Origin of the sequence: Streptomyces sp. cg36 (genome assembly GCF_041080675.1) — a bacterium.
Classification (GTDB): domain Bacteria; phylum Actinomycetota; class Actinomycetes; order Streptomycetales; family Streptomycetaceae; genus Streptomyces.
In genome coordinates, this window is sequence record NZ_CP163520.1 from 968,888 (window position 1) to 993,118 (window position 24,231).

At 71.9% G+C, this 24,231-nt stretch carries 21 protein-coding genes; 12 read left to right on the forward strand and 9 right to left on the reverse strand.

Features of this window, described 5'->3' with window-relative positions; all coding sequences use genetic code 11:
- Nucleotides 1-205 precede the first annotated feature (205 nt).
- Nucleotides 206-1,288 (forward strand): DUF6528 family protein, encoded by a 1,083-nt coding sequence (locus tag AB5J87_RS04265; protein WP_369374074.1) that lies wholly within the window; start codon nt 206-208, stop codon nt 1,286-1,288.
- Between the two features lie 56 nt (nt 1,289-1,344).
- On the opposite strand, the gene AB5J87_RS04270 is transcribed toward AB5J87_RS04265, so the two are convergent.
- The 3 genes from AB5J87_RS04270 to AB5J87_RS04280 form a co-directional block, all read right to left on the reverse strand.
- The gene (locus tag AB5J87_RS04270) at nt 1,345-2,268 is read right to left on the reverse strand and encodes a carbohydrate-binding protein (RefSeq protein ID WP_369374076.1); all 924 of its coding nucleotides are present in this window, start codon (nt 2,266-2,268) and stop codon (nt 1,345-1,347) included.
- Nucleotides 2,269-2,522: 254 nt separating this feature from the next.
- Nucleotides 2,523-2,999, reverse strand: a complete 477-nt coding sequence (locus AB5J87_RS04275; RefSeq protein ID WP_369374078.1) for an SsgA family sporulation/cell division regulator — start codon at nt 2,997-2,999, stop codon at nt 2,523-2,525.
- A 202-nt stretch (nt 3,000-3,201) separates the two neighbouring features.
- A complete protein-coding gene (locus AB5J87_RS04280; RefSeq protein ID WP_369374080.1) occupies nt 3,202-4,425 on the reverse strand; it encodes a carbohydrate-binding protein in 1,224 nt (407 codons plus the stop codon).
- A gap of 311 nt (nt 4,426-4,736) precedes the next feature.
- Between AB5J87_RS04280 and AB5J87_RS04285 the strand changes: the two genes are divergently transcribed.
- The 4 genes from AB5J87_RS04285 to AB5J87_RS04300 all read left to right on the forward strand — a co-directional run bounded on the left by AB5J87_RS04285 (nt 4,737) and on the right by AB5J87_RS04300 (nt 7,770).
- The gene (locus tag AB5J87_RS04285; protein ID WP_369374082.1) at nt 4,737-4,964 is read left to right on the forward strand and encodes a hypothetical protein; all 228 of its coding nucleotides are present in this window, start codon (nt 4,737-4,739) and stop codon (nt 4,962-4,964) included.
- Between the two features lie 62 nt (nt 4,965-5,026).
- Entirely contained in the window at nt 5,027-5,503 is a 477-nt protein-coding gene (locus tag AB5J87_RS04290; protein WP_369374084.1) for a cupin domain-containing protein, read from the forward strand.
- A 128-nt stretch (nt 5,504-5,631) separates the two neighbouring features.
- Nucleotides 5,632-6,414, forward strand: a complete 783-nt coding sequence (locus tag AB5J87_RS04295; protein WP_369374086.1) for a GntR family transcriptional regulator — start codon at nt 5,632-5,634, stop codon at nt 6,412-6,414.
- Nucleotides 6,415-6,441: 27 nt separating this feature from the next.
- Complete coding sequence (locus tag AB5J87_RS04300) at nt 6,442-7,770, forward strand: hypothetical protein (RefSeq protein WP_369374088.1); 1,329 nt, start codon at nt 6,442-6,444, stop codon at nt 7,768-7,770.
- Here AB5J87_RS04300 and AB5J87_RS04305 read toward each other — a convergent pair.
- Both AB5J87_RS04305 and AB5J87_RS04310 read right to left on the reverse strand, forming a co-directional pair.
- A complete protein-coding gene (locus AB5J87_RS04305) occupies nt 7,760-9,715 on the reverse strand; it encodes an APC family permease (protein ID WP_369374090.1) in 1,956 nt (651 codons plus the stop codon). The genes AB5J87_RS04300 and AB5J87_RS04305 overlap by 11 nt on opposite strands.
- Before the next feature lie 103 nt (nt 9,716-9,818).
- Entirely contained in the window at nt 9,819-10,658 is an 840-nt protein-coding gene (locus tag AB5J87_RS04310) for a neocarzinostatin apoprotein domain-containing protein (RefSeq protein WP_369374092.1), read from the reverse strand.
- 431 nt (nt 10,659-11,089) lie between these two features.
- On the opposite strand from AB5J87_RS04310, the gene AB5J87_RS04315 reads away from it, so the two are divergent.
- The 3 genes from AB5J87_RS04315 (at nt 11,090) to AB5J87_RS04325 (ending at nt 14,286) form a co-directional block, all read left to right on the forward strand.
- Nucleotides 11,090-12,181, forward strand: a complete 1,092-nt coding sequence (locus AB5J87_RS04315) for a phosphatidylinositol-specific phospholipase C domain-containing protein (protein WP_369374094.1) — start codon at nt 11,090-11,092, stop codon at nt 12,179-12,181.
- An 85-nt stretch (nt 12,182-12,266) separates the two neighbouring features.
- Nucleotides 12,267-13,085 carry a serine hydrolase domain-containing protein gene (locus AB5J87_RS04320; protein WP_369374096.1) on the forward strand — a complete coding sequence of 273 codons (819 nt, stop codon included), beginning with the start codon at nt 12,267-12,269 and terminating at the stop codon, nt 13,083-13,085.
- A 304-nt stretch (nt 13,086-13,389) separates the two neighbouring features.
- Nucleotides 13,390-14,286 carry an RNA polymerase sigma-70 factor gene (locus AB5J87_RS04325; protein ID WP_369374098.1) on the forward strand — a complete coding sequence of 299 codons (897 nt, stop codon included), beginning with the start codon at nt 13,390-13,392 and terminating at the stop codon, nt 14,284-14,286.
- Nucleotides 14,287-14,341: 55 nt separating this feature from the next.
- Here the strand turns inward: AB5J87_RS04325 and AB5J87_RS04330 are convergent, their stop codons facing one another.
- The gene (locus AB5J87_RS04330) at nt 14,342-15,895 is read right to left on the reverse strand and encodes an MFS transporter (protein ID WP_369374100.1); all 1,554 of its coding nucleotides are present in this window, start codon (nt 15,893-15,895) and stop codon (nt 14,342-14,344) included.
- Between the two features lie 399 nt (nt 15,896-16,294).
- Here AB5J87_RS04330 and AB5J87_RS04335 point away from each other — a divergent pair, with 399 nt between their 5' ends.
- The 3 genes from AB5J87_RS04335 to AB5J87_RS04345 all read left to right on the forward strand — a co-directional run bounded on the left by AB5J87_RS04335 (nt 16,295) and on the right by AB5J87_RS04345 (nt 20,723).
- A complete protein-coding gene (locus tag AB5J87_RS04335; protein ID WP_369374102.1) occupies nt 16,295-16,783 on the forward strand; it encodes a hypothetical protein in 489 nt (162 codons plus the stop codon).
- Between the two features lie 355 nt (nt 16,784-17,138).
- The gene (locus tag AB5J87_RS04340) at nt 17,139-19,415 is read left to right on the forward strand and encodes a discoidin domain-containing protein (protein WP_369374104.1); all 2,277 of its coding nucleotides are present in this window, start codon (nt 17,139-17,141) and stop codon (nt 19,413-19,415) included.
- 168 nt (nt 19,416-19,583) lie between these two features.
- The gene (locus AB5J87_RS04345; RefSeq protein WP_369383349.1) at nt 19,584-20,723 is read left to right on the forward strand and encodes a hypothetical protein; all 1,140 of its coding nucleotides are present in this window, start codon (nt 19,584-19,586) and stop codon (nt 20,721-20,723) included.
- 57 nt (nt 20,724-20,780) lie between these two features.
- On the opposite strand, the gene AB5J87_RS04350 is transcribed toward AB5J87_RS04345, so the two are convergent.
- Together AB5J87_RS04350 and AB5J87_RS04355 are read right to left on the reverse strand one after the other, a co-directional pair.
- A complete protein-coding gene (locus AB5J87_RS04350) occupies nt 20,781-21,884 on the reverse strand; it encodes a DUF6397 family protein (protein WP_369374106.1) in 1,104 nt (367 codons plus the stop codon).
- Between the two features lie 189 nt (nt 21,885-22,073).
- Nucleotides 22,074-22,487, reverse strand: a complete 414-nt coding sequence (locus AB5J87_RS04355; RefSeq protein ID WP_369374108.1) for a roadblock/LC7 domain-containing protein — start codon at nt 22,485-22,487, stop codon at nt 22,074-22,076.
- Between the two features lie 252 nt (nt 22,488-22,739).
- Here AB5J87_RS04355 and AB5J87_RS04360 point away from each other — a divergent pair, with 252 nt between their 5' ends.
- A complete protein-coding gene (locus tag AB5J87_RS04360; protein ID WP_369374110.1) occupies nt 22,740-23,339 on the forward strand; it encodes a class I SAM-dependent methyltransferase in 600 nt (199 codons plus the stop codon).
- 34 nt (nt 23,340-23,373) lie between these two features.
- On the opposite strand, the gene AB5J87_RS04365 is transcribed toward AB5J87_RS04360, so the two are convergent.
- On the reverse strand, nt 23,374-24,063 hold the full coding sequence (locus tag AB5J87_RS04365) for an alpha/beta fold hydrolase (protein ID WP_369374112.1): 690 nt from the start codon (nt 24,061-24,063) through the stop codon (nt 23,374-23,376).
- Between the last annotated feature and the right edge of the window lie 168 nt (nt 24,064-24,231).

Genomic DNA, 24,231 nt, shown 5'->3' on the forward strand with positions numbered 1-24,231 from the left:
CCGGCGGGTGGAGGCTTTCGACGGCGCGGACACGCATCCGGGGGCGCGCGGGGTGGGCCGGGAGAGTCCGGTACGGCAGGGGCCCCCGCCGGGGCAGGAGGGCGGCCACCCCCGTACCCCTCCCGCTGACCCGTACGGGTGAAGTGCGCATCGCCCGGCGTGCGTGCGGCCACGGGACTGACGGCGCCTGTCAGCGTAGGGGCCCGTGCCCCTCTCCTCCGTACCGCTCCCTGCCCCCGCTCCCCGCCGGACCCTGCTGCGGGCGGCCGTGGCGGGCGGCCTGACCGCGCTGACGGCGGGCGCGGCCCACGCGGCCGGGCGGTCCGCACCCGCCGCGCCCGCCGCACGCGCGGCGGCCCCGCCGCCGCTCGCCCGGCTGCCGGAGACCTGGATCCTCGCCTGCGACCAGGCGACCCAGTCGGTGCTGCTGCTCGACGCGACCAGCGCCTACTGGCGCTCGGGGGGCGCCGACGACTCCGCCCGCGCCGCCGATCTGCAGTCGCTGTGGTCCTGGACGCCCGTCGACGACGCCACGCTCGACGACCTGGACCCGGTGCGGACCTGGCGGAACGTCAGCGAGGCCAAGGCGCGGCCCACCGCCCACGGCCCGCTGCTGCTCACCTGCGCCTCCGGCGGCCTGGTCGCGGCGGTGCGCCGCGAGGGCGAGGCGGTGTACTGGGCGACGGCGCTGCCCGCCGTCTCCAACCCGCACAGCGTCGAGCTGCTGCCGGACGGCAACATCGCGGTGGCGGCGAGCACCGGCGGTTTCGTCCGGCTCTACGCCGCCTCGCGGGGCGAACGCGCCACCGCGTACGCCTCCTTCGACCTGCCGGGTGCGCACGGGCTGCTGTGGGACGCGGGCGACGGCCTGCTGTGGGCGCTCGGCAGCGCGCTCCTGGTGGGTCTGGCGGTGGAGGGGAGCCCCGCGAACCCCGGGCTCAGGGCCGTGCGCACGGTGGCGCTGCCCGACTCCGGGGGCCACGACCTGGCGCGCGCGGTGGGCCCGGGCGCGCCCCTGTGGGTGTCGACCAGCGCCCATGTGCGCCTCTTCGCCCCGGGCAGCGGGACGTTCACCGCGTTCGGGGACGCGGACGGGGTCGACCGGCCCTCGGTCAAGAGCGTCAGCCAGCACCCGGTGAGCGGGCAGATCCTGACGGTCAGTCCGGAGCCGGGCGCGCCCTGCACCTGGTGCACCTCGCGGATCCGCTTCCACGGTCCGGGCGGCGAGGAGGAGTTGCGGGGATCGAGTCTGTACAAGGCGCGCTGGTGGAGCGCCGACGCGTCCTGACGTCCGGCCGCCCGGGGGCGGGGCGGCCGGACGGCCGCGGGGTCAGCCGACGGCGCTCACTGCCGTACGGTCCAGTGGTCGTTGGCGCCCGCCTGGAGGAACTTCAGGGCGGGGCAGAGGAAGTCGCGCCCGGACGGGTTGGTCTCGGTCCACGGCGAGTCGGCGGGCCGCGCGGGCTTCCAGACGCCGTTCTTGCGCAGCTGGATGGCGCTGCTGTCGAAGACGGTGTTCTTCGCCTCGGAGCAGTAGTAGCCCGTGCCGGTGGCCGGGTTGACGGTGGCGTATATCTCGAAGATGTCCCAGCCGTGGTCCAGGTCGCTCTGGTCGGTGCCGGACTGGCGGTAGAGCAGTTCCCACTGCGCGGTGCGGTAGTTGTACAGGTACGAGGACCAGCGGTTGCCGGAGCCGGTGTCCTTCACCAGCTGGACGCTGAACGCGGGCCGTCCGTCGACGTCCTTGGTGTACTTGGCGCGGAAGTCGGCGTCGATCGGGAGGATCTTGGCGGGTCCGCCGTTGGGGGTGCACCAGTCCCAGGCCCACAGTTCGTTGCCGCTGTTCCAGTACGCGGTGACCACCTCCATGCAGGAGTTCTGCGCCTTGGTGGTGGGTGCGTAGGTGAAGTTGTCGGAGCCGGCCACGTGGTAGGCGGGGTCGACGCTGTGGGTGGCGGTGATGCCGTCGTGGGTGCCGGGCTGCGGGAATATCCCCCACCAGTTGTGGGTGGGGGCGGCGGGTGCCCGGTGCCGGGCGGCGCGGCCCTCGCGGAGCGCCTCGACGGCCCGGTCGCGGCCCGGGTCGTGGGCGGCGGCGCCCGCGCGGACCGTGCCGCGGTGCGGGGCGTCCGGCGCGGGGGCGGCGCCGGGGGCCGCGGTGGGCGGGGTGGCGGCTCCGGCGCTGTGCGCGGTGCCGAGCGCGCCCGCGGCGACGAGCAGCGCGGCGGCGAGGGCGGTTCTCGCGGCGGCGGGTGTGTGTCTGTTCACGTGGCTCCTCCAGACCGGACCGGGGTCCGGACGTCATGGGGTACGACGGTGGGGGTGGGAGCACGGTCCGGCGGCGGCGCGGGGGTGGTGCGTCGCGGCGGAACCGGACAAGCGACTGTAATGTCCATGTCATTGACAGGACTGTCAATAGCCGCAGGAGCCACTCGTGTCGACACACGGCGTTTTCGAGCCGCCGCGCCCGCCCCGGGCCCGGGGCGGGCGGCGAACGGCGGTCAAGGATCCTTCGGCGGGCCCTAACAGGCGCCGTGGTCAGGGCAGGGACACTCCCCGCCGCACCGGCGACAGGGCGGGGCCGTCGACGGCGTGCCCGCCAGGAGCAGCGTGACGACCTTGTCCACGTCGTAACCGCCTAACTCACTGCCCACCGGTACGAGCCGGTACGTACGGGAAAGGAAGTCGGCCACGTCCTCGCGCCCGGCGAGCAGGTCCGCGCTCCCTTCGTCCGAATCCAGCCGGATCCGCAGCCCCCCGTCGCCGCAGTGCCACACACGTACGTCACCGAGGCCCACCGGGCGCCGTGAGGTGAGTCCCTCGGCCACCAGGTCCCGGCCCATCGTCCAGGTGGTGTGGGTGCCGTTGCCGCAGACGAAGTCCACGGAGACCGCCAGCGGATCGTCGGAGTCGTAGGTCATCACGGCTTCCACCGGGGTCATGGCATCACCCCCCTCGTGCAACAGCTCCACATACAGCGGTACGCAGATCTCTTCCATGTCTCCCCCCTCGGGACGGCAACGGTGACGTCTCTATGTCCTCTATGACGAAATGGACCCTGCTGTTAGTGACGGATTCCACCACCTCACATACGCACCGCGCGCCCGAACGGACTCAACCGCCTCCATCCGCGGCTCGAAACACACGGGCGCGCCCCCCGGTCAAGGGGACGCGCCGGACATGCTTACGTCGAACGGTGGTTCAGCAGCTCCCCTCGTCCTGCCAGACGCCCCACTGCCCGGTGGTGCCGGGCTCCTCGTTCTGGGTCCACCACTTGGCCTTCCACTTGTGCCCGGCGTGGGAGACCTCGTTGCCCGCCGTGTACACGGCCGTCGCGCTCCAGGCCGCCACCTGGCAGCTGCCGGGCGGTGAAGTGGGCGGCGTGGTCGGCGGGTTGGTGGGGGGCGTGACCCCGGCGAAGCGGACCGAGTACTTGGCGAAGTCCCAGTCGTCCTGGGCCACGCTGCTGCACGTGCCGGAGGTGGTGCCGTTGTTGTCGGGCGGCGAGCACTGGCGGTCGCGGTTGAGCGACCAGAAGGTGAAGCGGTCCATGCCGTGGGAGGTGGCGTAGTCCAGGACCGTCTGGAAATCGGCCTGGCGGAAGTACTCGCCGGTGTCACTGCGGCCGTTCATCCCCGAGAAGCCCTCGTGGGCGTAGGCGGTGGCGGCGCTCCAGCCGAAGGTGGACTGGAGGATGGCATTGAAGTTCGTGAGGGCGCTCGTCTGGGCGGACGCGCCGTTGAATCCGCCGTCGAACGGCATGATCGAGAAGTTGTTGGGCACGAACCCCTGGGCCTTGGCCTCGTTCAGCATCTGCTTGCCGAACCAGCCGGTGCCGTCGGCAGTCCCGGCCGTGGTCACCGAGACGTACAGCCCGGGGTTGCTCTGCTGGAGGATCCTGGCGGCGCCGATCTCGTGCGCGATCGCGGCGCTGTTCTCGTACTCCGGCTCCTCCAGGTCGAAGTCGATCGCCTTCAGCTGGTACTTGGTGATCACCTGCTGGTACGCGGCGGCGGCGCTCGCCGCGTCGGAGCAGCTCTGGCCGAGCTTGGTGCCGCCGTAGCCGCCGATGGAGACGGAGACGTCACCGCCCCTGGCGCGGATGGAGGAGATGATCCCGGCGACGGCCGTGTCGGAGGAGACGGGTGCCGTACCACCCCAAGTGGGGCTGCAACCACCGCCGTTGGGGGCGAGCACGAACGCGAGCTGGAACGCCTTGAGGCCGGTGGCGTCCATGATGGCGGCGGCGTCGGGCGGGTTGTTGTCGAGCGGCATCAGATAGGGCGCGGCGGCGTACCAGCGGCTGCTGAGCGCGTCCGGGGCGGCGGCGGCCCCGGACGCCTGCCCGGCGACGAAGGCGGAGAGGCCGGCCGCGGCCAGCGCGGCGGAGGCGGCGCCGCAGAGGAGGGCGCGAAGACGCTTCATGACGAGGTCTCCTGGGTGGGGGGAGTTCCCCGGGGGCCCGCGAACGGACCCCCGGGGAGACGGGTTCCCAGAAGAATCGAGCCGTGTCCGAGGCACGTCAACGACTTGGACTAGACCATGGTGAATCTTTGAACCGGCAACGTACGGAACGGACCGGCGAGGTACGGAACGGACGAGCAAGGTACGGGACCGGCGGTGTACGGAACGTGCGCGGCACGGGCTTCCGCGCGCCGCCTGCGGGCCATTGTCAGTGCCACGGGGGATGCTTGACGGTCCGACACCCTGCCCGACATCACGAGGGAGAAGCCGAGATGACCGATCCGGAACGCACGGCCGCCAAGGCGTACGTCCGGCTGCTGCGCACCGCGCAGGCCGTGCTCGCCGACCCGGCCACGGCCCCGCGCGCGGTCGCGCTGCTGGCCGGGCCGATGGCCGAGGCGGAGGAGTCCCTGCGGGCTGCGGGCCTGGCGGGCAACGAGGCCCGGCTGTTCGCCCTGGTGGAGGACTTGCAGACCGATACCTGCGCCTCGGGTCCCTGAGCTCCGGCCGGGCCTGCCACTATGGGGGCTCCGGGGGGATGGCGATCGGAAAGGTGCGCGTCATGCGGGACTGGGTCGGCGAGCTCGGACTCGAACCCCACGCGGAGGGCGGGTACTTCCGCCGGATCTACACCAGCGCACACACCCTGTCGCTGCCCCGGGGCCCCAGACCCGCCGCCACCTCGATCCACTATCTGCTCACCCGGGACGCGCCGCGCGGCCGTCTGCACCGCAACCAGAGCGACATCCTGCACTTCCTCATCGACGGCGGGCCGCTCGAATACGTGACGCTCGCCCCGGACGGCACCCTGGACCGCGTCCGGCTGGGCCCGGACGACGAGCGGTTCCTCCTCGTCCCCGGCGGCCACTGGAAGGCGTCCCACCTGGTCGACGGCGCCGCACACGGCCTCGTCGCCGAAGTGGTCACCCCCGGCTTCGACCACGCGGACCACGAGTTCGCGACGGAGCGGGACCTGCGTGGATTTCCGGACGCAAACGACGCGCTCCGGCCATTCCTGTCCGCCCGCCCCACACGGTGACCTTCGACCGTGTTGCAATCTCGCCAATCAGACCCTCCGGATCGCCTCGGCGGTCTAGACCAATGATACAAAGGCAGTCGCTCCACAGAAGCACACAGACACCCGCAGTGATCGATCTAGGGAGACACATGCCCGGCACACATGGTCATTCCCTGCCCCCCGTTCCCCGCTATCTGGAGATCGCCCACGACCTCAAGTCCACGATAGAGTCCGGCACTTCGGAGCCCGGACACCGGCTGCCCGCCGAGCGGATCCTCGCCGAGCACTACGGCAGCAACCGCCAGACGATCCGCCAGGCCCTGGACGTCCTGCGCCAGGAGGGCCTCATCAGCACCGAGAAGCGCGGCTCGTTCATCCGCGGCGACCGCCCCGGCGAGGCCCACGCCCGCCTCCTCCAGGCGCCGCCGGAGGCCCAGTTCCCGCTCGGGGCGCTGAGCCCCCGCGCGGGCATCGCCGCCGCAACGAAGCTCGTCTGGGAGGCCCCTCCTCCCACGTACGCGGGCCGCCTCGGACTGCGGCCGGGAGCGCGCACCCTCGTCCACTACTACACGGCCTCGGCCGGCGACCGGGTGATCCAGCACGCGGTCAGCTATCTCGCCCCCGGCCTCATCGGCCAGATCCCCCTCCTCGCCCGCTACGAGCGCACGCTGTCCCACCACACCCACAGCGATCTGCGCCGGCTCTACGCCTGGGCGGCCGACGCGGGGCTCAGCCTGGAGCACAACGAACAGCTGATCATGGCCCCCGGCGACGACCGGTCGGAGGGCGTGCCCCAGCTGGAGATCCACCGCGAGGTGCGCGACCAGCACCACCGCACCGTGGAGATCACCCTGCTCACCTTCCCGCACGCCGAACAAGGACCCGTCTATCACTTCACCTCCCCGGCCAGGGACGTGCGCCCTCCGCTTTAGCCGCGGCGTCGCATACCCTTCCTGCCCATGACAGGATCATGGAAAACTGGGCTCGCCGCCCTGGCCGCCGGGTTCGCCGCCGTCGCCACCTCCCTGGTGACGGCCGGTCCCGCCCAGGCCGCGACACCTTTCGGGTCGATGGACAGCGCCGTCGTCGGCCAGTTCGCGCTCGACCCGGTCTCCGACTTCGCCGGACAGCCGAAGAACACCTTCGACGTCTACGACGAGGCGATCAAGGCCGTCGAGGCCAAGGGCGCGGTCACCCAGCTCAACGCGACGAACGTGCTCACCTCCGGCGGGCGCACCGGAACCAACGGCCTGTGCCACGGCACCGGCCTGTCCGCCGGCCTCGCCCCGGCAGGCTTCTGCTGGGACAAGGCCGACGACACGTCCAACTCGTACACCGACGCGGGCGGCTGGACGCCGCAGGGCCTCACCGGCTCCTACGACGCCCAGCCGGGCGGCCTCTGGGACGGTCACAAGGCGTTCCTGGCCTCCTGGCACTTCAGCCGGGGCCTGGGCGGCGCCAACCCGGTGAACAACGAGTTCGCCCGGGTCAGCCTGGTCAACGCCGACAACAACAAGATCGCGTACAACCATCTGCTGCTCGTCGAGCCGACCGGCACCCGGGCGGCCGGCGACGGCAACTTCCGGGCCGTCCAGGGCACCCACGCCGACGGTGTGGTCTGGTACGGCAACAAGGTGTTCGTCGCCAACGGCCGCTGGCTCCAGGTGTACGACCTCCAGCACATCTGGAAGGTCAACTCCAGCCAGGAGTCGGTCGGGATCAACGGCACGGCCTCCTCGGCGCGCTGGAGCAACTACGCGCTGCCGATGATCGGCCGCTACCGCACCACCGCCGACGACAACACCGCCTGCGTGGTCGCCACCGGCACCAGCCCCTGCCTCAACTCGCTCAGCCTGGACCGCACCGGCCAGGACGGTCTGGTCTCCGCCGAGTACAAGCCCGGCGGCGCGGGCGGCCGGGTGGTGCGCTGGCCGCTCAACTACCTCACCGCGCTCCCCTCCACCACCGACCCCTCCGGCCACGGCGTGAGCCATGCGACCGTGGGCTACTCGTCCCCGGTGTGGGCCATGCAGGGCGCCACGACGAACGGCACGTACTGGTACATGAGCGGCACCTGTCCCACCGGGGTGGGCGGCGGCTCCGGCGACGCCATCGACTACTCGTGCATCCACCGGGCGCTGCCCGACGACGCCCCGCACGTGTACACCACGTCCCCCGTCCTCACCCAGAACCTGGGCTACTCGCCGGACACCGGCCGGATCTGGGGCATCAACGAGCGGATCAACTCCACCACCGGCATCCGGGTCGTCTTCTCGATCACGGGCTGACGCCGCCGCCCGCCCCGGAGAGCCCCGCACCGCTCTCCGGGCGGGCCGAGTGCAGCAGGTACGGGACGTCGATGACGGCGACCCCGGGCGTGAACAGCAGCCGGGCCTTGAGCCGCAGCGCGTTCTGGTTGTGCAGCGGCTGCTCCCACCAGTGGCCCACGATGTACTCGGGGATGACCACCGACACCATCGCCTCCGGATCGGCCGCCGTGGCCTCTTCGACATGGGCGATCACCGGCCCGACCACCTCCCGGTACGGCGAGTGCAGGATCTTCAGCGGCACCTCCAGATCGTGCTCGCTCCACGCCCGGCGCAGCTGCTCGGCCTCCTCGTCGGCCGCCACGGTCAGTGCGGTGAGGGTGGTCGGCCGCAGCGCCTGGGCGAAACCGATCGCCTTCAGCGTCGGCCCGTGCACCGTGGCGACCAGCACCATCACATGGTGGCGGGCGGGTCTGCGCGGCCGTTCGCCGGGCGCCACGGCGACCTGCCGGGCCACCTGCTCGTAGTGCCGCCGCACCCCCTTCATCCCCAGGAACAGCACCGGCATCGCGATGATCACCAGCCACGCGCCATGGGTGAACTTGGTGATCAGCACGATGACCAGCACCAGTCCGGTGAGGGTCGCACCGATCGCGTTGATCGCCAGTGAGCGGTGGATCGTACGGCGGCGCGCCGCGTCCGGTCCGGCCGCCAGCTCCTTGCGCCAGTGCCGCACCATCCCGGCCTGCGAGAGCGTGAAGGAGACGAAGACACCGATGATGTACAGCTGGATCAGCCGGGTGAGCTCCGCGTCGAAGGCGACGATCAGGGCGACGGCGGCGAGGGCGAGCAGCACCACCCCGTTGGAGTAGACGAGCCGGTCGCCCCGGTTGTAGAGCTGGCGCGGCGCGTAGCGGTCCCTGGCCAGGATCGAGGCGAGCATCGGGAAGCCGTTGAAGGCGGTGTTGGCCGCGAGGATCAGCACGCCCGCGGTGAACGTCTGCACCAGATAGAACAGCAGGTCGGCGTGGCCGAAGGTGGCACGGGCGATCTGGGCGAGCGCGGTGGAGGTCGCGGTGCCGGGCGCCAGCCCCAACTCGGTCGGATCCGCGGTCACATGCACCTTGTAGACCAGCGCCAGGGCGGTGATCCCGATGAACATGGTCACCGACAGCAGCCCCATCGCCGCCAGGGTCGTGGCGGCGTTGCGGCTCTTGGGCTTCTGGAAGGCCGGCACTCCGTTGCTGATGGCCTCGACCCCGGTGAGCGCCGTACAGCCGGAGGCGAACGCGCGCATCGCGAGCAGCACCAGCGCGATGCCGGTGTAGCTGCCCGTCGCGTGGATGGGCAGGTGCGCGGACTCGGCGCGGATGGTGGCGCCGGTCGCCAGCCGGACGCCCGCGACCAGGAACATCACATAGATGATGGCGACGAACCCGTAGGTGGGGATGGCGAAGATGCGCCCCGACTCGCGCACCCCGCGCAGGTTCAGCACCGTGAGGATGGTGACGAAGCCGACGGAGAGCGCCACTTGGTGCTCGCTCAGCGAGGGGATCGCGGAGGTGATGGCCGCGACTCCGGAGACCACCGAGACGGCGACGGTGAGCACGTAGTCGACGAGGAGGGCGCTGGCGGCGGTGAGCGCGGCGGTGGCGCCCAGGTTCTCGGCGCTGACGACATAGGCGCCGCCCCCGCCGGGATAGGCGTGGCAGGTCTGCCGGTACGAGGCCACCACCACGACCAGCAGGAAGACGATGGCAGCCGCCGCGTACCAGGCGAGGTGCAGCAGGGTCACCCCGCCGAGCGCGAGGACCAGCAGGATCTCCTCGGTCGCGTACGCCACCGAGGAGAGCGGGTCGCTGCAGAAGATGGGCAGGGCCAGGCGTTTGGGCAGCAGCGTCTCGCCCAGCCGCGAGGTGTCCAGCGGACGGCCGACCAGTACCTGTTTGGCATTGAACCTGCGCATTTGCGCATCATCCGGGGAACGGGTCCGCCCCCGGCCGTACGACACGGCCGCAGGTGTCCATCCGGGTGGCGTCCGATGTCGCGGAGCCGTTCCCCGGCCCGGCTCAGCGCACGGCCGCGGCGAAGCCGATCGGTGTGCGGACCGTCGCCGGGCCGTGGTAGCGGGAGGCGAAGGCGACCAGCTCGCAGGCGTCCTTGCGGCAGTCGGCCGTGCGCCCGTCGATGGTCGTGAACGCGGCCGAGACCGTGAGGTCCTGGTCGATCCTGCCCTGGTCGGTGGTCGCGGGCGGACGCGAGCCGGGCCGGCAGGCGAAGGTGTCGGTCGCGCCGGCCAGGCACTCCAGGACCGGGATGTGGTACTGCGGCTCGTAGCGCTGACCGCTCAGCTTGACGCTCTGCCCGTCCGCGAGCGCGCTGTTCGGCGTCGCCCGCAGCGTCGGGGGCGCTTCCAGGGGCGCGTGCGGCGCGAACTTCAGGGGCACGGTGGTCAGCACGGCGCCCGCGTTGTCGGTGAGCGCCAGCAGACAGCGGTCGGCGGCGGTCGCCGTGCGGCAGTCGGCGGATCCGGCCGGCGTGTCCAGGAGCGCGTAGAGCTTCTTGGGCGAGAGCTGGTAGGTGCCGTCCGGGTAGATCCGGAACTGTCGCCCGGTGTTCTCGTCGCAGGCCGTTCCCCCGCCCGCGCGCGCCACGCACTGCTCGACCCAGACGTACTCCTTGGGCGGCCCGCCCGTGATGCCGAAGCTGACGATGTCGCCGTCGCGGATCCCGGCCGTACGGTCGACCTTGAGGGCCGGGCCGTCGGGCGCGGGCGCGGCCGAGCCCGGCTGGGCGCCGACCAGTGCGAGCGCCAGGGCGCCGCAGGCGGCGGCAGCACCGAGGAGCGCGCGCCCGCGCCCGGCGCGCGATCCGGTACGTGCGGTGGTACGCACGGCGGTACGGGTCATGTGGCTCGGCCTCCAGCCGGTCGGCGGTCTGTACGGATCGGGTCTGTGCGGGCGGGGTCTGTCAGGGCGGGGTCTGCACAGATCGGGTCACAACACTCTCCGGGGCACGCCCCCCTGCCCGGCCGTACGGGAGCGACACCGCTGGCGCCCCCAAGCCGCACAGCATCCTGGTGGCCCGGCCGCGCGACGGCCAGAGCGGGATTCGGTCACCCGGGAGGCGGCCGTGGCCGCTGGAGTCACGGGGGTCACCGAGGTCACCCGGTGCCACCAGTGCGACGGGGTGGCCCAACCGTCGCACCGCGTCCGCGCGTTGCGGCGCCGACAACCGGAGTCCTCCGAGTGTTGCTTGTCATGACTCCGTCGATTCACACTCTCCTGTCACCGTCCCGACGGAGAGCCGTCTCCGCTCTCTCCCCCCACCGGAGGTCCCCGTGTCAGAACCCCTGCCCAGACGCCGCGTCCCCGTACGCGTACGCACCGCACTGGCCGGTGCCCTCGCCGCCGGTCTCGTCCTCGTCGGCGCGGGCGGTGGCGGCAGCGCCTCCGCCGCCGCCGGGCCCGAGTCCCTGCCGCTCTCCGGGGCCACGGCGTCGGGCCTGCACAACACGTACGACCCCGCCGCGTTCCGCTATCTCGCGCAGGCTCTCGACACCGGCACCTCCATGATCGAGCTCGATGTCTGGGACGACTTCATCACCAAGGAGTGGAAGGTCAGCCACTCCAACCCCCTGGGCAACAGCAACAACTGTGTGAACGCCAGCACCCCGGACCAGCTCTACACCGGCGGCGCCAACAAGAACCTGGAGAGCTGCCTGGACGACGTCCGGGTGTGGCTCGCCGCCCACCCCGGACACGCGCCGCTCATGATCAAGCTGGAGATGAAGGCCGGATTCCAGTCCCGCTTCGGCCTCGGACCGGCCCAGTTGGACCAAGCCATCAGCACCCACCTCGGCTCGGCCGTCTTCCGCCCCGCCGACCTGCTGGCCAAGCCGGGCGGCGGGCAGTACGCCACGCTCGACGAGGCCGCCACGGCCGGGAACTGGCCCACCCGCGCCCAACTCGCCGGAAAGGTCATCCTGGAGATCATCCCGGGCACCGTCGAGGAGGGCAATCCGACCGACACCCTGTGGACGGACAAGGAGTACGCGACCTATCTGCGCGACCTGCACAGCGCCGGGCGCACCGGGCAGGCGCAGATCTTCCCCACGGTCCACACCGCCCAGCCGGGCGACCCGCGCACCCGCTACCCGGACACCTCGCTGCGCCCGTGGTTCGTCGTCTTCGACGGTGACGCCGCCACCTACCTCAACGGCACCATCGACACAGCCTGGTACGACACGCGTCACTACCTGGTGGTGATGACCGACGCCCACAACGTCGCTCCGGCCCTGGACGACAAGAACCCGTCCGCGGCCGACGCCCAGGCGCGCGTCGCCCAGCTCGCCAAGGCCCACGCGACGATCGCCTCCAACGACTGGACCGGACTTCCCCAGGTCCAGGGTCTGGCACTGCCGAGAGGCTGAGCCGGACCCACCGTGCGGGCGGGCCCCCTCACCCCTCCGGGGGGCCCGCCCGCTTCCCGGCGCCCCCTCGGGTGATCATGGACGGATGCGATCCGTCCCTCTTTGCGTACTGAGCAGCTCCGCCCCTCCCCGCGTCGAGCACGGCCACGACCCCGAACTCTTCGTCCAGATCGGCTCGTTGACCAAGCCCCTCACCGGCACGGTCCTCATGCGTCTCGCCGACGCCGGTACCCTCGCCCTCGACGACCCGCTGGACCGCTTCCTTCCCGTCCCGCCCGGCACCGGCATCACCCTGCGCCACCTGGCCACCCACACCTCGGGCCTGCCCCGGCTGCCACCCGGCCTGAACGCCCGTGACCCGTACGCCCCGTTCGACGCCCCGGCGCTCGACGCCCTCCTACGACACCTCGACACCCTGCTCACGGCCCGCCCCGGCGAACGCGAGGAGTACTCGAACTTCGGCTACGCGGTACTGGGCGCGGCACTCGTGGCCGCCGGAGGCGCGCCCTACGAGGAGCTGCTGCGCCGCCACGTCCTGGCACCCCTCGCCATCACCGAGGTCACCGCCACACCCCCGGCCGACCGGCGTCTGGTCGCCCGCGGGCTCTTCGGGCGTCCCGGCAAGCCGTGGACCATGACCGGCGCGATCCTCCCGGCGGGCGGCCTGTGGGCCACCGCGAACGCCACCGCCGACCTGGTCAAGGCCCTGCTCGTCGACCGACGCCTCGGCGGACCCGCCCCCTCCTGGCAGCACAGCGGACAGGTGACCTGGCACAACGGGGCGACCAAGAACGCCTCCGTCTTCGCGGGCGCCCTGCCGGACGGCCGGTGGGTGCTCGTCCACCGGCTGAGCGGCGACGCCGACACAACCGACCGACTGGGAGTCGCCCACCTCACGGCGTGAGAGGCCGGAACGGGGGACGGCCGACGACATGGGACCGGCAGACCGTTGACGGTGAAAGGGCAGCGACCAGTCAGCACCGCACCGAACCGCGACGGGTGGCGGTCCGCCGGACACGGCCCCGGGCCGGTGACGGCCCGGAGGAAGCGGAACCGGGGCGAGCGACGGTCCGCCGGACACGAAACCGGGACGGGTGGCGGCCCGCGGGACACGGACCCGTGCGGGCGACATCTCGCCCCACGGGCGGCACCGCCCCCCCAAGTGCCCTCACTTGCCCGTCTCCCGGCGGTCTGACACGCTGACCGCCGTGATCAGTACGTCCGTCGGAACCGATGCCCTCGGCCCCTTCGCCGAACACCGCCGTCTGCTCTTCGCCACCGCGTACCGCATGCTCGGCAGTGTCAGCGACGCGGAGGACATCCTCCAGGACGCCTGGCTCACCTGGTCCCGGGCCGGGCGCGGCGAGGTGCGCAGCCCGAAGGCGTACCTCGTGCGCACGGTCACCAACCTCGCCCTCAACCGGCTCGCTTCGGCCGCCGCCACCCGTGAGTCCTATGTCGGCCCCTGGCTGCCCGAGCCCTTGCTGACCTCACCGGACATCGCCGACGAGACCGAGCTCTCCGAGAGCGTGTCCATGGCCATGCTGGTGGTGCTGGAGACGCTCGGCCCGGTCGAGCGGGCCGTCTTCGTGCTGCGCGAGGTCTTCGGCTACAGCCACGCCGAGATCGCCGACGTCCTGGAGCGTCCCGAGGCCACGGTCCGTCAGATCGCCCACCGGGCCCGGGCCCATGTGCAGGCGCGCCGCCCCCGCTACGACACCGACGCGGCCGAGCGCGACCAGGTGACCCGGAGCTTCATCGCCGCTTGCCGGGGCGGCGACCTCAACGCCGTGATGGAACTCCTCGCCCCCGACGTCACCTCCTGGTCGGACGGCGGCGGCAAGGTCGCCGCGGCCCGCCGTCCGCTGCACTCCCCCGGCCATGTGGCCCGGTGGATGCTCGGCGTCCTCGCCAAGCCCGGCCGGGAAGCCCTGGAGTTCCGGCCGGCGACGATCAACGGCGAGCAGAGCCTGATCTTCACCGTGGACGACCGGCCGATCGGCGCCCTCTGCTACGACCTGCTCGACGGCCGCATCCACAGCCTGCGCTTCCAGGTGAACCCCGACAAGCTCAGCGGCCTCCGCCGCCCGGGCCTCGGCGTCTGACGCATGCGGTACGACGCCGATGCGCACCCGCCTCGGCGTCGTGCCCCGCCCGCGGTCAGTGCGCGTTCTCCGTCGGCCGGAGGTCTCTCGGTATCCACGCCCACACCATCGCCGCCGCGACGAGCACGAGCCCGGATCCGACGAGGAAGGCCGGGGTCACGGCCGTGCTGTACGCGTGGGAGACCGTGTCCAGCAGCGCCTTGCCCGCCGGGCCGCCCATCTCCTGCGCCACATGGGCCGCTTCTCCGACGGAGTCGCGGACCTTCGCCGCCGAGGGGCCTTCGAGGTCCAGCGTCGGCAGGTTGCCCGAGTACAGCGCGGTCGCGAGACTGCCCAGGATGGCCACCCCCATGGCGGCGCCGAGTTCGTAGCACGTCTCCTCGATCGCCGCCGCGCCGCCCACGTCGCTCGTGGGGGACGCGGCCATGAGTGTCACGGACGCCACCGTCGTGGCCACACCGACCCCGAGGCCGAGCACCGCGAGGGCCACCGCGAACGCGGGATACCCCACCTCCGCGAACCGCTGCACCACCCACGGCAACGCCAGCCCCACCGCCATCGCCACCAGCCCCACGCCCAGCACATGACGTATGGGGAACCGGTGCATCAGCGCGGGCGCGACCATCGAGGTGGCGATCAGCCCGAGCGGCGCGGGCAGCAGCCGCACTCCGGCCTCCAACGGCGAGTACCCCTGGGCGTACTGGAACCACTGCGTCACCAGGAACAACACCGCCCCCATCCCCACCATGGCGAGGAAGATGGCCGCGGCGGCGAGGCTGAAGGACCGGTTGCGGAACAGCCTCACCTGCAACAGTGGCACCTCCAGCCGGAGCTGACGCCGTACGAACACCGTCAGCGCCACCGCCGCCAGGGCCAACAGCACCCACGGCAACGGATCACCGACACCGCTCTTGCCCAACTGCTTGATCCCTCCCGCCAGAGCCAGCATTCCGACGACCGACTGCCCCACACCCCACCAGTCCCACGCACCGGTCCTCGGCGACCGCGACTCGGGCAGGAACCACGCCCCGAACCCGATCACCAGCAGGGCGACGGGAACGTTCAGCAGGAACGCCGACTGCCAGCCGTGGTCCTCCACGAGCAATCCCCCGATGATCGGCCCGAGCGCCATACCGCCACCGAGCACCGCGGCCCACACCGCGTACGCCAGCGCCCGCTCCCGCGCGTCGGTGAACACGTCCCGCAGGATCGACAGCGTGGACGGCATGATCGCGGCTCCGCCCACCCCCAGCAGCGCCCGGGCCGCGATGACATGCCAAGCCTCGGTGGAGAGCATGGCCAGCAGCGAAGCCAGCGTGAAGATCCCGAACCCGACCAGCAACAACCGCTTGCGCCCCCAGCGGTCACCGAGGCCGCCGGCGGTCACGAGCAGTCCGGAGAGCGCCAACGCGTAGACGTCGATGATCCACAGCTGTTCCACCGAGCCGGGCTGAAGATCGGCCACCAGCGACGGGAACGCCACGTTGAGGATCGTGGTGTCCATCGCGATGAGCAGCAGACTCCCGGAAAGGATCGCCAGGACGATCCAGCGCCCGGGGTCCAGCTCCTCGATCGGTTCGGCCGGGGGCCGTGAGACTGGGGTGTGCATGCATGTTCCGTTCGACGCAGTACGAACACCACACGCGGCACACCCTGCCCGCCCCCACGGACACCGCCTCCTGGCGGCCACGTCGACCAGCCCCTTCAGCATGACCCAGTTCCGGCCGCGCCTCCCGGTGGCGGGCCCGGCCCCGACCGCGACGAACCGCAGGACCACCGGATCCGAGAGGGCGGCAGATGTCGACGAGAGGGCCACGAGACCATCAGCCACCCATCGGCCGTTCGAGTGAACGACCGATACCGCCTCGCCCCATGGCCGCCGCCCATACGACGGTGACCACGAGCCTCGCGGTCCGCCACACTGACCGTCCGACGTCTCACCACCGGCGCCGCCCCCGCCCCGGGCCGGGGCCCGCGCCAACCGGATCCCTCGTTGAAAGGCACCACCGTGACACCTCCCTCCGCGCCCAGCGAGCAGCCCTCGGCGTTCGAGGCGGCGACCGGTGACCAGACGCCGTCGGCCGAACCCCCGGCCCGCCGGGAAGCCGCGGTCCGGGTCGCGTTCGAGGGCCTGTGCCAGATCCGGCGCCTGATGAACGCCGGACACCCCGACCCGCTCGCCATCCCCGCCGACTGGGAGCGGAACCAGATGGTCCGCGCGGTCGCCCTCGCTCTGGAAGCCGCCGGCATCCCGCCGTCGGCCGTGGACTCCGCCGGTGAGCGCGCCGCGACCGGCTATCGCGTCGGCCCGGCGGAGCAGCCGGGCGCGGTCCGCGTGGAGTGGCTCGGCCCTGCCGGAAGCGGTGCCGCCCAGGAGGAGCCCGAGGCGCTACGCCGCTGCGCGGAGGCACTGCGTCCCCTTGGCTGGGAGTCGTTGGAGTACCGGGGCCCCCGCCGTCACCGCTACCTGGAGATCGAGCCCGCGCCCCTCCCGTAGAACCTCCCCGGACCTGGCACACCGAGACCGGTGTATGGGTCACATTTCTGAGGCGATTGCCGCAACTGGCTGTGGCACGGCCCCCGCACGCCCTATTTTCGGCCGGAACATCGCACACTCGGTTTCAGCTGGGGGGCTCACGTTGGCTTTCAGATCCTCGCGCATATCATCCCGTATCACCCGCTTCAGACCACGTGCGCTGGTTCTGTTCGCGTCCGCCACCGCGACCGCGGCACTGCTGCCCTTGCTCACGCCGCACGACGCGACCGGCGACGGCCTCCGCCCCACGGCACCCGTCGTCGACCCCAACGCACCTCCTCAGTCTCCCCATCACGGCACAGCGCCCGCCGACGCCATGCATCCCACCGCTCCCGTCCTGGCCCGCTCCGGCTGGAACGTCACGACCAGCGGCACTTCGCTCACCGTCGACATGCACCGGACCGCCACGGTCTCCGCCGTCGTCTACCAGCCCCGCAGAACCAGTGGCCGGAGCCTCCTCAGCGAGTACTCCATCCGCCTCAGCGAGGACGGGCGGCACTGGAGCAAGCCGGTCGCCACCGGCACCCTGGCCGACGACACCTCCGCCAAGACCCTCAACTTCGCTCCCCAGGGCATCCGTTACCTCCGGCTGACGGCCACCACGACCGCCGGTGGGCGCAGCGGCTGGGCCACCGGCGCCGAAGAGATCGGCCACCAGGCCGTCGGCTCCGCCGACACCCGGGCCGACATCCAGCTCCTGGGCGACCCCGGCTTCGCCGGCGCGCCCGCATCCCTGCCCGTCGCCGGCTGGACGGTCAAGGCGACCGACGAGGAGACGGGCCAGGCGAACGACCGCGCCGCCAACGTCCTCGACGGGGACCCCGCCACCCTGTGGCACAGCCAGTGGTCGCCGAAGGCCACGCGCTTCCCGCACGCCCTCACCATCGACATGCACCGTACGACCACCGTCTCGGCGCTGACGTACACACCCCGTCCCACCGGAGTGAACGGCCGCATCGGCACCTACGCGATCTACACCAGCCTGGACGGCGTCTCGTTCGGCACCCCGGTCGCCAGCGGCCACTGGGCGGACGACAGCACCGTCAAAACCGCGCTGTTCAGCCCCCAGGTCCCGGCTCGCTATGTCCGTCTCGTCGCCCTCAGCGAGGCGGGCCAGCGCGGCACGTGGAGCTCGGCCGGGGAGATCCGTCTCAGCGGAGCCGTCGATCCGTCCGTCTCGGGCTCCTGGGGCCCGGTCACCGGCTTCCCGCTGGTGCCCGTCGCCACCGCGATGCTTCCCGGCAACAAGCTGCTGGCCTGGTCGGCCTACGCGGTCGACCGGTACGGCGGCAGCAACGGATACACCCAGACCGCCATCATGGACCTGACCACCGGCCGGGTCACCCAGCGCCGCGTCGACAACACCGGACACGACATGTTCTGTCCCGGCATCGCCATGCTCGCCGACGGCCGGGTGCTCGTCACCGGCGGCAGCAACGCCACCCGCGCCAGCATCTACGACCCGCGCACCGACGCGTGGACCTCGACGGCCGACATGAACATCGGGCGCGGCTACCAGGCCATGACGCTGCTCTCCAACGGCGACGCCTTCGTGCTCGGCGGCTCCTGGAGCGGTGGCGACGGGCCCAAGGACGGCGAGGTGTGGTCGGCGAGCACCCAGACCTGGCGCAAGCTCCCGGGCGTCCCCGCCCAGAGCGCCATGACCGCCGACCCCAGGGGTGCCTACCGCGCGGACAACCACATGTGGCTGCACGCCACCTCGCAGGGACGCGTCCTCCAACTCGGCCCCAGCAAGCAGATGAACTGGATCACCACCGCGGGCAACGGGAGCATCACCCCCGCCGGCCCCCGGGCCGACAGCGCCGACGCGATGAACGGCAACGCGGTCTCGTACGACATCGGCAAGCTGCTCACCCTCGGTGGCGCGCCCGCCTACGAGAACACCCCGGCCACCCGGCGCGCCTACACCGTCGACCTCAACGGCGGCGGACAGCCCGTCGTGAACCGCACCGGCGACATGGCCTCCCCGCGCGCCTTCAGCAACAGCGTCGTCCTGCCCGACGGAGAAGTCGCTGTCTTCGGGGGCCAGCAGATGCCCGTGCCGTTCAGCGACGCCACCTCGGTGATGACGCCGGAGATCTGGAGCCCGGCGACCGGCCGTTTCACTCCGCTGGCCAACATGGCGGTCCCCCGCAACTACCACAGCACCGCCAACCTCCTGCCCGACGGCCGGATCTTCTCGGGAGGCGGCGGTCTGTGCGGGGACTGCGCCACCAACCATCTCGACGGGGCGGTCTTCACTCCGCCGTATCTGCTGAATCCGGACGGCAGCGAGAAGCCCCGCCCCGTCATCACCAGCTCCGTCCCGGACCGGGTGGCGCTCGGCTCGAAGCTCTCGCTCACCACCGGATCGCCGGTGAGCTCCTTCGCCCTGGTGCGGTCGGGCGCGGCCACCCACTCCGTCGACAACGACCAGCGCCGGGTGCCGCTCGCCTTCCAGCAGTCCGGCGACGGGTCGTACGAGCTCTCCGTCCCCAAGGACCCCGGAGTGGCCCTTCCCGGCACTTACCTGCTGTTTGCTCTCAATGCGGACGGAGTGCCGAGTATCGCCAAGGTGATCACCGTGAGCTGACCGATTCGTCACCGTTCGGGTGTGGTCGGCGGCACAAATTCGGTCGGCGATGAACGAGTCACCGCGGAGTCCCGTCTTCCTCGCGGGGCTCCGCAAGCCCCTGCGAGCTGTCGACGTACCCGGCGGGGAATCAGGAGCTGAACACACGTGCCGGCCATCAGCCAGCGGATGCACCTCGTGCTGCTCACCGCGTGGACCGTCCTGTGGTTCGCCGTGGTGGAGCCGAACGGCGGCTTCTCCTGGCACTACCTGCGCACCGGTGGAGAGCTGATCTACCAGGGGCCGTCCGGCGACGGCACCGGCGGACTCAACCTCTACGCCCACCACCCCGAGCTCCAGATGGGGCCGATCAGCTTCCTGATCGCCGGATTGTTCAACCCGTTCCCCGAGTCCACCGGGCAGTTCCTCTCCGCCGCACTGATGTCCGTGCTCGGTCTGGTGATCGTGGTGCTGGTCGGCCGCAGCGCCGCCCAGCACTTCCTCGGCACGGGTACCAACCATCAGCGGCTGCGCCAGCGCGTGCTCATCGCCGGACTCGCCTTCATCCCGATGTGGATCGAGGTCTCCGTCCGCTTCGGCCATCTCGACGATGTGCTGGCACTGTTCTTCACCACCCTGGCCGTGCGGTCGGTCACCCGGGGCAACGCGGTCGGGACCGGGGTGTGGCTGGCCCTCGCCATGGACTCCAAACCGACCGCGCTGGGCTTCGCCATGCTGCTGTTCGCGCTGCCGCGGCAGTCGTGGCTGCGCGCCGGGCTGTGGTGCGCGGGACTCGTCGCGGTGGCCTGGCTGCCGTTCTTCATCGGCAACGCGGACAGCTTCGCCGCGACCGGATTCGCGATACCCAACCAGCCCGCCTCGGCCCTGCGCTGGCTGGGTGTCGGCGACGCGGAGACACCGGGGTGGGACCGTCCGGCGCAGGCCGGGCTGAGCCTCCTCCTCTGCGGCATCGCGGTCTGGCGCAGGCGCTGGACCGCGGTGGTGCTGCTCGGCGCCAATGCCAGGATCGTCCTCGACCCCAGCGTCTACACGTACTACACCGCGTCGGTCCTGCTCGGCACGCTGCTCTGGGACGTGATCGGACAGCGCCGCCTGGTGCCGTGGTGGAGCTGGCTCGCGCTGATCTCCCTGTACGGCAGCGTCTTCGTCATACCCGACGACTCGACGCGCGGGTTGATCCGGCTCGCCTTCGTCGTGGTGTCCACCACCTACGTTCTCCTGTGGCCGCAGCGGGACCGGACACGCGGTCGCAGACGTGGCCGCCGGGGAAGAGCTCCGGCCGCCGCGCATCACTCGTCCCAGCACTGACCGCGCGGCCCTCCGCATCCAGCTCACACCTGATGCCGACCTCATCGCCGCCACCGGTCACCGCTTGGCGGACGCCGAACGGGCGGCGCCCCTGGGCCGCCTGATCCGCGCCAGCCCACGCCGCAGCCTTCCAGGACCCGTGGCGCGCTCCACACGTTCGGGGCGCAGCAAGGCGGTGCGGGTCGGGGAGGCGGCGGGAGCGGGGAGAGCCGCCCCGGACGGGGTGCTCTCAAGCTTCGCGCCCTCGGACTGCACGGGCCGAGGGCCGGGGATCCGATCACTCCCAGAGATCCGAGCACTCGGAGCACTCCGAGGGGTCTGGGCGGCATCCGCGGCGAGTGGCCTCACCCCGGCGGGCCGCACCAGCACGGGGCGCTCCCACTCGGGGCGCGGCGCCGGGCGGAGCGCGCGGGCGATCTCCAGGGTCCGGGCGAGATCCATCCGGTACCACAGCACCTCGTCGGGGTCCTGGGCCAGCAGCAACCGCCCCACGATCTCCTGAGCCGCGGGCGAATCCGGCCCGCCGCGGAACGGATCCGGGCGCAGCCGGGTCAGATACGCCCGCTCGTACGGATCGCCGACCACCTCCGCCAGATGCGCCTCGTCCAGCGTGGTGGAGATGCCCGCGGCCCGCTCCCAGGGGTCTACGGTCCGGCGCAGCAGCATGGCGGCCCGGCGCCCCCGCCAGTTGCGCGGGCGGCGGTCGTCACCCGCTTCCAGCCTGGCGAGCGTTTCCTTCGGCAGACGCCGGTCGAAGAGCAGCGCCGGGTGGCGCAGGGCGATATCGGTCAGCTCCTCGGCCAGGTAAAGCCAGACGACGGCCCGATAGCGGTTGAGATAGCACTTGACGGGTGTGAAGTGGCCGCCGCGCGCGAGGCGGGTGAAGCGGTGGGCCGGGATCGCGAGGAGCTGGGACGCCTCGGCCGTGCCCACCACACGTACCCGTTCTCGCAGGGCGTCCGGGAATCCCTCCGCGGAACGGATGCGGTCGAGATGCTCCTGCGCGACCCGTGGGCGCGCGGCGACGTCCTCGCGGACGACGCGGACATGGCCCAGCTGGACCGCCAGCTCCAACTCGCCCCGCTTGAGCTCCAGCAGCTGTGCCGCGCGCCCCAAGGAAACTGATTTGCCGGTCACTTCGGCCGCCGTCGTGGTGGCCATGAGGTCCTCCCCCGTGAGTGCCTGAATACTCTCGGTGATGACCGTAACTCCCCGCGCCGACATCCCGCTCGGCCTGTGGAAAACTCTGGTCGGCCCTCCGGCTCCTCCCCCATCACCGCAGCTCAGAGGCTGTGGAACGAACTGGATGGAACCGTGCCCCGACTCTTCGTCAGATGTCGCGGAAGCCCGTCAGGAGCTCGAAGGAGGCGGAGAGCCGGGGCGGCGGGCCGAGACGCCCAGGTGCTCTCCGACGCGGTTGACCAGGAGGGTCATCTCGTAGGCGATCTGGCCGATGTCGGCCTCGGCGGTGCCGAGCACGCACAGACAACTGCCTTCGCCCGCCGCCGTCACGAACAGGACCGCCTCGTCGAACTCGACCATCGTCTGACGCACTTGCCCCGCGCCGAAATAGCGGCCGGAGCCCTTGGCCAGGCTGTGCAGCCCGGACGACACGGCCGCGAGATGCTCCGCGTCCTCGCGGGGCAGATCCGCGCTGGCGCCCGTGACCAGTCCGTCGTTGGACAGGACGATGGCGTGCCGTACGTGCTCGACCCGCTTGGTCAGGTCGTCGAGCAGCCAGTCGAGTTCCTTGTTCAGTGCCATTGCAGCCTCACCCCGCTCATGTCATCCCCGTTCCCCCAGGTCTCCGCAAGCCTTACCCAAGGTACGCGTGGGGGCAAGCAGATCTTCCGGGCGGGAAGCGCGCGGGCGGGGCCCCGAGACCCCGTGGCGGCTGGCCCCGACCGGCCCCACCGCCCCCGGCCAACCCCGCCCGCCCCGCCGACGGACCCGCCCGCCCACTCGCCCGCCCGCTCGCCCGCCCGCCGAAAACCCTTGATGCGCGATCATGGGGCCATGCCCCATGACCACATGCACGTTCAGGAGTTCTTCGGTGTCCGGGCGGCGGATTGGGACCGTCGCTTCCCGGACGACGGACCGGCCTACGCGACTGCCGTCGCCGAGCTGAGGCTGCGGGCCGGGGACGCCGTTCTCGACGCCGGATGCGGTACCGGGCGCGCGCTGCCGCCGCTGCGGGACGCCGTGGGACCGGGCGGGACCGTGCTCGGAGTGGACCTGACGCCGGAGATGCTGGACGCGGCGGCGCGGGCCGGACGCGACCGGGCCGGACGGCTGGTACGGGGCGATGTGGCCCGCCTGCCGCTGCGGGCGAACGCGCTGGACGCCGTGTTCGGCGCCGGTCTCATCTCCCACCTGCCGGAACCCGCGGAAAATCTCCGGGAGTTGGCGCGGGTGGTGCGGCCGGGCGGGCAGCTGGCCCTCTTCCACCCCATCGGCCGCGCGGCCCTCGCCCAGCGCCAGGGCCGTCAGCTCACGCCGGACGACCTGCGGGCGGAACCGCATCTGCGGCCACTGCTCGCCACGGCCGGCTGGCGGTTGACGTCGTACGTGGACGAGGACACGCGCTACCTCGCGCTCGCGGTACGCGAAGGCTGATCAGTACCCGGGGCCTGCCGCACAACAGCCCGGCTCACTGGGCGGCGCCGTCCACCACCGCCCTGATGAACGCCTCCGGGTTGTCGAACATGATGTTGTGGCCGGCGTTCGGGACGACCTCGACCCGTACGCCGGAGGCGACCAGTTCCGCACGGTCGACGAGGTCGTCGCCGATGCCGCCGACGAGGTAGGTGCGGTCGATGGGCAGCGCCATCAACAGTCGGCGCATGGTGGGCTCGGTACCGCGTACGAGGGCGAGCGCCGTGCGGTGGAGAGCGCGCGGGTCGGCGAGTCGCATCGTCGCCGCCCACAGCGGGCCGACCCGGTCCAGGACCGCCTGGAAGCCGCCGCCGTCGACGAACGCCTCCTCGGTATACGCGGCGATGCCGCTGCTGCCCGCCGTGGGCGCGGGGTTGGGGTCCAGGTTGGCCTCGGTGAGGACCAGGCGGGACACCAGGTCGGGGCGGCGGGCGGCCAGCACGATCGCGACGGCCCCGCCCATGCTGTGCCCGACGAGCTCGGCTCCGGAGACACCTGCCGCGTCGAGGGCCGCGCCCAGTGCGTCGGCGTGATCCTCCAGGGAGTACCCGAAGTGGGCCGGGCGGTCACTGATGCCGTGGCCGGGGAGGTCCACGAACAGCTGCCTGCGGAAGGTGAGCCGGGGGTCGGCGGCGATGTGCGCGTGGTAGACGGTCGACGCCGAGCCGAGCCCGTGGACGTACACGAGGGGCGGCAGCTGGACAGCGTGCGCCGAAGCGTCCGCGTCTGCTCGTGCCCCTGTCCACGCGCCCGCGCACGCGTGGACACCGCCGCACACATGGGCGCCTTCACCCCAGCCGCCGCCTTCCTCTTGGCTTGCGCCTCGACCCGCCCCTGCGCCTTCACCTGCCCC

Bases quoted from the DNA above. Each gene is read 5' to 3' on its own strand.
- AB5J87_RS04350 (WP_369374106.1), bottom strand. From the start codon at position 21,884: ATGGCCACCACGACGGCGGCCGAAGTGACCGGCAAATCAGTTTCCTTG.
- AB5J87_RS04355 (WP_369374108.1), bottom strand. From the start codon at position 22,487: ATGGCACTGAACAAGGAACTCGACTGGCTGCTCGACGACCTGACCAAG.
- AB5J87_RS04280 (WP_369374080.1), bottom strand. From the start codon at position 4,425: ATGAAGCGTCTTCGCGCCCTCCTCTGCGGCGCCGCCTCCGCCGCGCTG.
- AB5J87_RS04330 (WP_369374100.1), bottom strand. From the start codon at position 15,895: ATGCACACCCCAGTCTCACGGCCCCCGGCCGAACCGATCGAGGAGCTG.
- AB5J87_RS04320 (WP_369374096.1), top strand. From the start codon at position 12,267: ATGCGATCCGTCCCTCTTTGCGTACTGAGCAGCTCCGCCCCTCCCCGC.
- AB5J87_RS04275 (WP_369374078.1), bottom strand. From the start codon at position 2,999: ATGGAAGAGATCTGCGTACCGCTGTATGTGGAGCTGTTGCACGAGGGG.
- AB5J87_RS04290 (WP_369374084.1), top strand. From the start codon at position 5,027: ATGCGGGACTGGGTCGGCGAGCTCGGACTCGAACCCCACGCGGAGGGC.
- AB5J87_RS04310 (WP_369374092.1), bottom strand. From the start codon at position 10,658: ATGACCCGTACCGCCGTGCGTACCACCGCACGTACCGGATCGCGCGCC.
- AB5J87_RS04340 (WP_369374104.1), top strand. From the start codon at position 17,139: ATGCATCCCACCGCTCCCGTCCTGGCCCGCTCCGGCTGGAACGTCACG.
- AB5J87_RS04300 (WP_369374088.1), top strand. From the start codon at position 6,442: ATGACAGGATCATGGAAAACTGGGCTCGCCGCCCTGGCCGCCGGGTTC.
- AB5J87_RS04285 (WP_369374082.1), top strand. From the start codon at position 4,737: ATGACCGATCCGGAACGCACGGCCGCCAAGGCGTACGTCCGGCTGCTG.
- AB5J87_RS04305 (WP_369374090.1), bottom strand. From the start codon at position 9,715: ATGCGCAGGTTCAATGCCAAACAGGTACTGGTCGGCCGTCCGCTGGAC.
- AB5J87_RS04345 (WP_369383349.1), top strand. From the start codon at position 19,584: ATGCACCTCGTGCTGCTCACCGCGTGGACCGTCCTGTGGTTCGCCGTG.
- AB5J87_RS04295 (WP_369374086.1), top strand. From the start codon at position 5,632: ATGCCCGGCACACATGGTCATTCCCTGCCCCCCGTTCCCCGCTATCTG.
- AB5J87_RS04360 (WP_369374110.1), top strand. From the start codon at position 22,740: ATGCCCCATGACCACATGCACGTTCAGGAGTTCTTCGGTGTCCGGGCG.